Raw genomic sequence first — 7,761 nt, forward strand, 5'->3', positions numbered from 1 at the left:
GGTCGAGGGGCGGGCCTCACGCCGGGGGAAGGGGGAGCCGAACGGCCCTGGTGCCGGGGGGAAGTGCACCAGGGCCGTCGGCGGTCGGGGGTTACGCCGAGGCGTCGTCGAGGAGGGTCAGGTCCTCGGGCGTGAGGGTGAGGTCCACGGAGGCCAGCAGCGCCGGGAGCTGGTCCGTCGTACGGGCGGAGGCGATCGGGGCCGCGATCAGGGGCCGGGTCAGCAGCCAGGCCAGGGCGACGGTGGCCGGTTCGACGCCGTGGGACGCGGACACCTTGTCCAGCGCGGCCAGGCATCGGCGGCCGCGGGACGTCTCCAGGTGCTTCGCGGCTCCGGCGGCGCGGGCGCTGGCGACCTCGGGGCCGTTCTCGCGGTACTTGCCGGTGAGGAATCCGGCCGCCAGACCGTAGTACGGGACGACCGCCAGTCCGGCCTCCGCCGCGATCCGGGCCCGGTCGCCCTCGTACGTGTCGCGGGAGACCAGGTTGTAGTGCGGCTGCAGGGCCACGTACCGGGCCAGGCCCTCGGCCTCGCTGAACGCGAGGGACGCGGTGAGGCGTTCGGGGCTGATGTTCGACACGGCGATCTCGCGGACCTTGCCCGCCCGGACGAGGTCGTCGAGCGCCGCGATGATCTCGGAGACCTCCACCGACTCGTCGTCGAAGTGCGTGTAGTAGAGGTCGATGTAGTCCGTACGCAGCCGGCGCAGGGAGTCGTCCGCCGCCGCCTTGATGTTCGCCCCGGACAGACCCTGCCGCCGCGGGTGGCGCGCCACCTTCGTCGCGATCACCGTCGACTCGCGGCGCGCGGGGCCGCCCGCCGTCAGCCACTCGCCGATCAGGGTCTCCGACTCGCCGCCCTCGTGGCCGGGGATCCAGGCCGAGTACGAGTCCGCCGTGTCGACGAAGTTGCCGCCGGCCGCCGTGTACGCGTCCAGGACCGCGAAGGTCTCGCGGGCGTCCGCCGTCCAGCCGAAGACGTTGCCGCCGAGGGACAAGGGGAAGACGGAGAGGGCGCCGACGGGGCGGCGGTGGGAGGAGGGTGACGTCATGGGTCTTTCGTTTCGGCGCGCGCGCAGCAGAGGGTGCCGAGCGGCCCTGGTGTCGGGGGGTTGGCCACCAGGGCCGCCGGCGTTCGAGGGCGCACCCCAGGGCGCCGGGGGAAGGCGGCGTGAGGGGCGTGCTGGGCTTGGAGGGTGGGTCAGACCGTGATGCCGTGGTTACGCAGCCACGGCATGGGGTCGGTGTTGGTGCCGTCGGGCAGGTGCACCTCGAGGTGGAGGTGCGGGCCCGTGACGTTGCCGGTGGCACCGACGCGGCCGATCACGTCGCCGGTGGTGACCTTGCCGGAGGTGATCAGGATCGACGAGCAGTGGTTGTACCAGAGTTCCGTGCCGTCGTCGAGGGTCACGATGATCTGGTAGCCGTACGAGCCGTTCCAGCCGGCGCTGGTGATGGTGCCGGTGTGGATGTTGCGGATCGGCGTGCCGGTGGGGGCCGCGAAGTCCAGGCCCGTGTGGTAGCCGGAGGCCCACATGTCGCCGGCCTGGCCGAACGTCGAGGTGATCGTGTACGAGGCCAGCGGGTTGAGGTAGCTGGCGGCCAGCTTGGCGAGGCGCTCGGCCTCGGCCTTGGCGGCGGCCTCCGCCTCCGCCTTCTTGCGGGCCTCCTCCTCGATGCGCTTCTGCTCGGCGAGGGCGTCGGCCTTGGCCTTCTCGGCCTCGGCGGCGGCCTTCTCGGCGGCGGCCTGCTCCAGCGCGGCGAGCTCGGCGGCCTCGGCCTCGGCCTGCTGCTGCTCGGCCTGCTCGAGGATGCGGGCGCGCAGGGCCTCGCCGGAGTCGACGGGGGCCTCGTCCTCGTCGGTGGTCATGGACGCCTGGGTGAACGGCGTCGAAGTGTGGGTCGTCGGCTCCGGCGCCTCGTCGTCGCCGAGGAGGCCGCCGACACCCGGGAGGGAACCGGCGTCCGGAAGGTTGTCGGAGATCCCGGCGGCCACGTCGGAGACGGGCTCGGGCAGGGATATCGCGACCGGGGGCTTGTCCTGCGCCTGCGCCATGCTGCTCGCGCCGACGGCCGCGATGACGCCGACACCGAGGACGGCGCCGCTGCGGGCCATGCTGCCGCGGGACGGCTTCGGGGCGCGGCGGCGGCCGCGGGAGGGACGGGGGTCGTCCTGGCCGGGAGCCCACTCCTCGCGGGCCCACGTGTCCGCGTCGGCAGCGAAGCTGTCGTCGCCGTTGTAGCTCTCGCCGTCGTACGCGTAATCGTCGTACGTGGGAGCCGAACCAGGCCTGTGTGACGCCACGGAGGCGTACTCCTTTCCTTCCTTCTCGCCTACCGGGTTAGCTGACGGGTTCGGAGCAGGAAGGTCTCCTACGGGCTTCCCCCTTGTACGGGTTGGGCCCGATTCACCCCAGGGTGGTTGGTTCCCCGGTTCCCTCCGGCGCTGCACCGTGTTGCTGGTGGTGCGGCACTTTCGGAATTCGGCGTCGGCGCACGGTGCCGTCTCTTGCGACGACAGTGACGACCGCGCTGCGTTATCGAACGCTAGTGGAGAAACCCCGTTGATTCCAAGTCGTTCAGGCCGCTGGCTTGCGGAATTGGCAGGGACGTAACGGGCAGGTCACGGCCTAATCGGACAACTTGGGTTGAGATTTGATTACGGTGGCCTACTGACGAGTCGTCAGATGTACAGCGGAGGGCGTTCGATCAGTCACTCAGCGTGCGGGCCAGTCGCTGCCTCGCCTCCATGAGCGCGAAGCCCAGGAGATTCTGTCCGCGCCACTTCGCCGGGTGGCTCGCGTCCTCGTTCGCCGCGCCCATGCCTATGCCCCAGATCCGGTCGCGGGGGCTGGCCTCGACGAGGGTGCGGCCACGGGTGCCCAGCAAGTAGGCGCGCAGGTCGGGGTGCTGGGAGAACTTGTGCACCGAGCCCTCGACGACGATCTCGAAGCGGCGCGCCGTCCAGGTCGCGTCGTCGAAGCCGCGGACGAGGCGGCCGGCCTTCTTGGCCTCGCTCGGATGCCCGGCGGCTATCGCCGCGCGCTCCTGGTCCGCGTCGCCGAAGAGGCGGGCCTTCTCCGCCATCATCCAGTGCTCGGCGGTGGCGTACGTCACACCGTCCACGGTGAAGGGCGCGGGCCACCACTGGCTGAAGCAGCCCTTGCCCACGCTGCCGTCCTTCTCCGGCTGATGACCCCAGAAGAAAAGGTATTTCGGACGTGTCGCGCTTTGCGCCGCCGCGATCGCGTCGTCCACGGAGCGCGGTCCGTCCGGAATGTCGCCGCTCGTGTCCATGGTCCCCCCTTGGTTCCGTGCTCTTCGAGTCTCGCACCCGCCACTGACAATCACCGGTTCTCGGGCAGCGGATCAGCCAGCCACGCCTCCCCCACCAGCGCGTCCACCGCCTCGACCGCCTCCGCCAGCCGTCGCTCGCGCGAGCCGGTCAGCAGGCGGTACGGGCGTCCCGTACGGGTGAGTTCGTCCCGGAAGCGGCCCGTCATCCACGGCCGCAGTTCCTCGCCGTCACGCAGGCCGTCGTCCTCGAAGTCCACCCCGGTGTGGTCGGTCAGCAGCCACAGATGCTGCCGCCCCCGGGCCGCGATCCGCGCCACCTCGTCGCTGGCGAACCCCAGGTACCGCTCGTGCCAGATGGTCGTCGCGAACGCGTCCGTGTCGCAGAACAGCACCGGCGACCCCGCCCGCGCCGCCCGGTCCTCCCGCGCCTGCTGCTCGGCGGCGATCACCGGGAACTCCTCCGACGCGAACGACACGTCCGCCCACGTCGCATCGGGCCGCACGGACCGTACCGCCGCCAGCTTCCCGGCGCTGAACTCCCGCCCGTACTCCCCCACGTACCCCGTCGAAGCCCACACCCCGCCCCGCCCCCGGTAGTGCTCCGCCAGCGCCCGCGCCAGGGTCGTCGTCCCCGTCGACTCCGCCCCCAGCACCACCACCCGCCGCGCCAGCCCGCCCCGCACCGGCGCCGCGAGATACGGCCAGCACCCCACCGGATCCTTGCGCACCGCCGTCCCCGACACCGGATACGCGGCCCGGTCCGGATCCACGCAGACCGAAGCCGCCCCCATCCGCCGCCCCAGCTCCGCCCCGTACGCCTCCGAGCTGAACACCACGTCCAGCGGCCCCGGGACGGCGGCGCGGAAGATCTCCACGTGCGCCGCCCACACGTCCGGGTCGTTCAGGTCCACGGGGATGTCGTCCACCGCCCCCACGACCTCGGCGTCCGGATGCACCTCCCGCATCCACGCCACCCGCTCCGCCAGCGGCACCGACTCCACGGACGACGCGCACACCAGCACCGTCAGCCGCTCGCACGACGCGGCGGCCGTCCGTACGAGATGGTGGTGACCGGCGTGCGGCGGATAGAACTTGCCCAGCACCAGCCCGTGCCTGTACCTCATACCGCGACCGCCGCCGGAGCGGCCGACAGCGCGCGGCGCCAGCCGATCAGCCCCGCGACGCACAGCGCGAGGAAGCCGACGTACAGCAGGGACGTCAGGTACAGCTCCTTGTACGCGTACAGGGGGATGTAGACGATGTCCGCCGCGATCCATATCCACCAGGACTCGATCAGCTTGCGGCACTGACCGTACGTCGCCATCAGCGACAGCGCGGTGGTCAGCGCGTCCCACTGCGGGACGGTGGAGTCGGTGGCGCGGTCGAGCAGCAGCCACAGCGCGGCGAATCCGGCGGCGCCGGCGGCGAGCAGCCAGGCCCATTCGGTACGGGTCGTCCGGCGTACGGCGAGGTGGTCGCCGGGGGCGTTGCCGTGCAGCCAGCTCCACCAGCCGTAGCAGGCCAGGGCGATGAAGACGACCTGAAGGCCGGCGTCGGCGTACAGGCCGGAGTCGGTGAACAGCAGGATGAACAGGACGTTGTTCGCGATGCCGATGGGCCAGTTCGCGATGTGCTGGCGGGCGACCAGCCAGACGCACAGGGCGCCGCTGCCGAAGCCGAGCACCTCCGTCCAGCTGACGGGCGTCTCGAGCAGGGTGAACAGCGGCTGTTGCAGGGCGTTCAGCGGATCCATGGCCCCTCCCTCGCTTCTTCGTTGTTTTCGTCTTAGCGACGATAAATTCTCGTCGCTCAGACGTGAAGAGGCCAGGCAATTAATGTGACGCGGGTGACGTGGAGCCCCGGCGCCCCCGGCGTCCTCACCCTGCCCTCCGGCCGGCTGGTCCGCGGCCGCGGACTGCGTAACCCGCTGCCGTCCGGCCCGCACCCCGCCTTCGGCGTCTATCTGCTGGGCCACGAACCGCCCGCCGTCGACTGGGAGTCGCGCTGGCTGCGCTGGCCCGACTTCCGTCTCCCCGCGGACCGTTCCCTCGCGCGCGAGCTGCTGCGCGAGGTGTGGGAGCGGGCGGAGGGGGAACGCGTCGAGCTGGCGTGCGCCGGCGGGCGCGGGCGTACGGGGACGGCGCTGGCGTGTGTCGCGGTGCTGGACGGGGTGCCGGCGGGTGAGGCGGTGGCGTACGTGCGGGAGCACTACGACCGGCGCGCCGTCGAGACGCCGTGGCAGGCGCGGTACGTACGGAAGTTCAGCTGACGGCGAGCCGCCGCCGGCAGGTCCGCCCCTGGATCACCGCGAGCCCCGCCAGCACCGCGCCGAGCGCCGCCCAGCCGACCGGCCCGGCGGCCATCACGACGCCGGTGACCAGCGGCGGACCGGCGGACTTCTGCACCGACTGCGACATCCCCGCGACGCCCAGATAGGGCGCCCGCGCGTCCTCGGGGGCCAGGGAGACGGCGAGCTCCCAGGAGCTGACGGACCGCATCAGCTCCGCGAGGGTCACCGTCACGGCGCACGCCATCAGCAGCGCGGAAGCCGTCACGGCCCCGCCGGTGCCGGAGAGGGCCAGCAGCACGCAGGAGACGGCCATCAGCACCCCGTACCGCCACAGCGCGCGAATGGAACCGTGCGCGCCGGGGAAGCGGGCCGATACGCGGAGCTGGAGAAGGACGACCAGCAGGGTGTTGACGACGAGGAATCCGGGAACGAGCGCGTGCGGCGCGTCGGTTCGGTTCACCAGCCAGAGGGGAAGGCCGACCATCAGCACGGTGTCGTCGAGGGTCATCGGTACGTCGAGCAGGACGAACCGCAGATAGCCGGGATCCCGCCACGGCCCGCGCGCCTTCTCCCCGACGGGCCCCCGCCGCATGACGGCGTCCACCCGCGTGCACCGCACCAGCGCGGCGGCGGCGAGGAACGACGCGGCGTCGAAGAGGATCAGCCCCTGGTACGCGGCCTGCGTCCCGACCGCCAGCCCGACCGCCGCCACCCCCGCCCCCGAGGCGTGCCCGGCGTTGGCGACGGTGCGGAACAGCGCCTGATACGTCCCGCGCCGCTCCCCCGCGACCTCGGTGGCGAAGACCATCTCCAGCGTCTTGGCCCCCCGGTCGGCGACACACGTCACGGCGACGACGGCGAGCAGCGCCCCGAAGTCGTCCAGCACCAGCAGCGCCCCGACGGTGCCCACCCGCAGCAGATGACACCCGGTCAGCAGCCCCCGTACGGAGAACACCGCCGCCAGCCGCCCGGCCACCGGCGACCCGGCGATCCCCGCGACCCCGGCCACCCCGAGCAGCAGCCCGATCCGCCCGGCGTCGAGCCCGACGACGAACGTGAAGTACAGCACCGACGTCGCCGACCAGGCCCCGGTCCCGGTCCGGTCGAGGTACTGGGCGCTCAGCATGATCCGCGCGTCCCGGCCCCCGGGGGGCCGGCGCAACTGGGCGATGAGGCCGGGACCGTCGGACATCGGCTCCCCCTGGATATCTTGACGTCGAGATAACGGCAGTCTCACCCGGCCAGTATCTTGACGTCAAGAGATATTCAGGGCTGCAGCAGCTCCCACCGCCACGGCGCCCCCACCACGTCCCGGACGTACCGCAGGCTGAGGTGGATCCGATCCCCGGGACTCTCCTCCCAGAACTCGACCCGGTACGGCACCAGCCGCCAGCACCGCCACTCCCCCGGCCGCGGAATCTCCGCACCGCCCGCGACCAACTCCCGCGCGGCCCGCCGCAACACCTCCGGATCACCGAGCGGCCGACTCTGCGCGGACACGGCAGCCGCGGCCTGCACCTCCCGGGGACGCCCCGCGAACACCCGCTCGGCCTCCTCCTCGGCCAGCAGCTCCACGGTCCCGGCGACGGTGAGCTGCCGCCCGGGCCAGACGTAGGTGGCGGAGGCATGGGGGCGGGCGGTGAGATGGCGGCCCTTGCGGGAGCCGGTGTACGTGCTGAAGAGCAGCCCCCGCTCGTCGGCGTGCCCCATGATCACGGCCCGGGTGGCGGGGCGGCCGTCGCCGTCGACGGTGGCCAGGACGGCGGCGCGGGAGCGGGGGGCGGCTTCGGCGAGCCATCGGAGGAGCTGGGGGTACGGGTCGTCGGGGAAGGGCGGGGTCATGGAGGTCAGGGTGACACGGACGGATCGGGGCGAGGGAAACGCATACGTCCGCGATACCCCCCGCCCGCTTCACTCGGGGCCATGGACCACAGCACCGCAGCCCCTGGCCGCACCCGCCCCGTCCTGATCGGCGCCCTGGCGGCCCTCGGCCTCGCGGCCGTCGTGTTCGGGCCCGGGCGGGTTGTCGTGAGAATGCTGGCCATGCCCCTGCACCGGATGGACGCGCGGGTGTGGTTCGGGACGTTCAACGGGGTCGCCCTGATGAGCGTGATCGCGCTGCCCGTGGCCGTGGGGGTCGCGTGGGGGATCGCGCGGCGGCGGGGGTGGTGGGCC

General features: G+C 72.4%; 8 protein-coding genes, 1 pseudogene and 1 riboswitch. Of the genes and pseudogenes, 2 read left to right on the plus strand and 7 right to left on the minus strand.

Annotated features, from left to right (window positions below; all coding sequences use genetic code 11):
• Positions 1 to 91: 91 nt before the first annotated feature.
• The 5 genes from SRB5_RS35390 to pnuC form a co-directional block, all read right to left on the minus strand.
• Positions 92 to 1,051, minus strand: coding sequence for an aldo/keto reductase (locus tag SRB5_RS35390; RefSeq protein ID WP_153457914.1), 960 nt, complete (start codon positions 1,049 to 1,051; stop codon positions 92 to 94).
• A 149-nt stretch (positions 1,052 to 1,200) separates the two neighbouring features.
• The gene (locus SRB5_RS35395; protein WP_323379039.1) at positions 1,201 to 2,304 is read right to left on the minus strand and encodes a M23 family metallopeptidase; all 1,104 of its coding nucleotides are present in this window, start codon (positions 2,302 to 2,304) and stop codon (positions 1,201 to 1,203) included.
• A gap of 12 nt (positions 2,305 to 2,316) precedes the next feature.
• Positions 2,317 to 2,455: riboswitch (cyclic di-AMP (ydaO/yuaA leader) on the minus strand.
• Positions 2,456 to 2,708: 253 nt separating this feature from the next.
• Complete coding sequence (locus SRB5_RS35400; protein WP_153457916.1) at positions 2,709 to 3,296, minus strand: NADAR family protein; 588 nt, start codon at positions 3,294 to 3,296, stop codon at positions 2,709 to 2,711.
• 50 nt (positions 3,297 to 3,346) lie between these two features.
• A complete protein-coding gene (locus SRB5_RS35405) occupies positions 3,347 to 4,420 on the minus strand; it encodes an AAA family ATPase (protein ID WP_153457918.1) in 1,074 nt (357 codons plus the stop codon).
• Positions 4,417 to 5,049 carry a nicotinamide riboside transporter PnuC gene (pnuC, locus tag SRB5_RS35410; protein WP_153457920.1) on the minus strand — a complete coding sequence of 211 codons (633 nt, stop codon included), beginning with the start codon at positions 5,047 to 5,049 and terminating at the stop codon, positions 4,417 to 4,419. The genes SRB5_RS35405 and pnuC overlap by 4 nt, the downstream gene beginning before the upstream one ends.
• Before the next feature lie 93 nt (positions 5,050 to 5,142).
• On the opposite strand from pnuC, the gene SRB5_RS35415 reads away from it, so the two are divergent.
• On the plus strand, positions 5,143 to 5,565 hold the full coding sequence (locus SRB5_RS35415; RefSeq protein ID WP_323379041.1) for a protein-tyrosine phosphatase family protein: 423 nt from the start codon (positions 5,143 to 5,145) through the stop codon (positions 5,563 to 5,565).
• Here SRB5_RS35415 and SRB5_RS35420 read toward each other — a convergent pair.
• Both SRB5_RS35420 and SRB5_RS35425 read right to left on the minus strand, forming a co-directional pair.
• On the minus strand, positions 5,558 to 6,778 hold the full coding sequence (locus SRB5_RS35420; RefSeq protein WP_228390697.1) for an MFS transporter: 1,221 nt from the start codon (positions 6,776 to 6,778) through the stop codon (positions 5,558 to 5,560). The genes SRB5_RS35415 and SRB5_RS35420 overlap by 8 nt on opposite strands.
• A gap of 74 nt (positions 6,779 to 6,852) precedes the next feature.
• Positions 6,853 to 7,428 (minus strand): pyridoxal 5'-phosphate synthase, encoded by a 576-nt coding sequence (locus SRB5_RS35425; protein ID WP_153457922.1) that lies wholly within the window; start codon positions 7,426 to 7,428, stop codon positions 6,853 to 6,855.
• Between the two features lie 81 nt (positions 7,429 to 7,509).
• Between SRB5_RS35425 and SRB5_RS35430 the strand changes: the two are divergent.
• A pseudogene (locus SRB5_RS35430) lies at positions 7,510 to 7,761 on the plus strand (VanZ family protein); the annotation flags it as partial.

Source organism: Streptomyces smaragdinus (assembly GCF_009604385.1).
Lineage (GTDB): Bacteria > Actinomycetota > Actinomycetes > Streptomycetales > Streptomycetaceae > Streptomyces > Streptomyces smaragdinus.

Coding starts and splice junctions, on each gene's coding strand:
- SRB5_RS35390 (WP_153457914.1), bottom strand. CDS start 1,051: ATGACGTCACCCTCCTCCCACCGCCGCCCCGTCGGCGCCCTCTCCGTC.
- SRB5_RS35400 (WP_153457916.1), bottom strand. CDS start 3,296: ATGGACACGAGCGGCGACATTCCGGACGGACCGCGCTCCGTGGACGAC.
- SRB5_RS35405 (WP_153457918.1), bottom strand. CDS start 4,420: ATGAGGTACAGGCACGGGCTGGTGCTGGGCAAGTTCTATCCGCCGCAC.
- pnuC (WP_153457920.1), bottom strand. CDS start 5,049: ATGGATCCGCTGAACGCCCTGCAACAGCCGCTGTTCACCCTGCTCGAG.
- SRB5_RS35420 (WP_228390697.1), bottom strand. CDS start 6,778: ATGTCCGACGGTCCCGGCCTCATCGCCCAGTTGCGCCGGCCCCCCGGG.
- SRB5_RS35425 (WP_153457922.1), bottom strand. CDS start 7,428: ATGACCCCGCCCTTCCCCGACGACCCGTACCCCCAGCTCCTCCGATGG.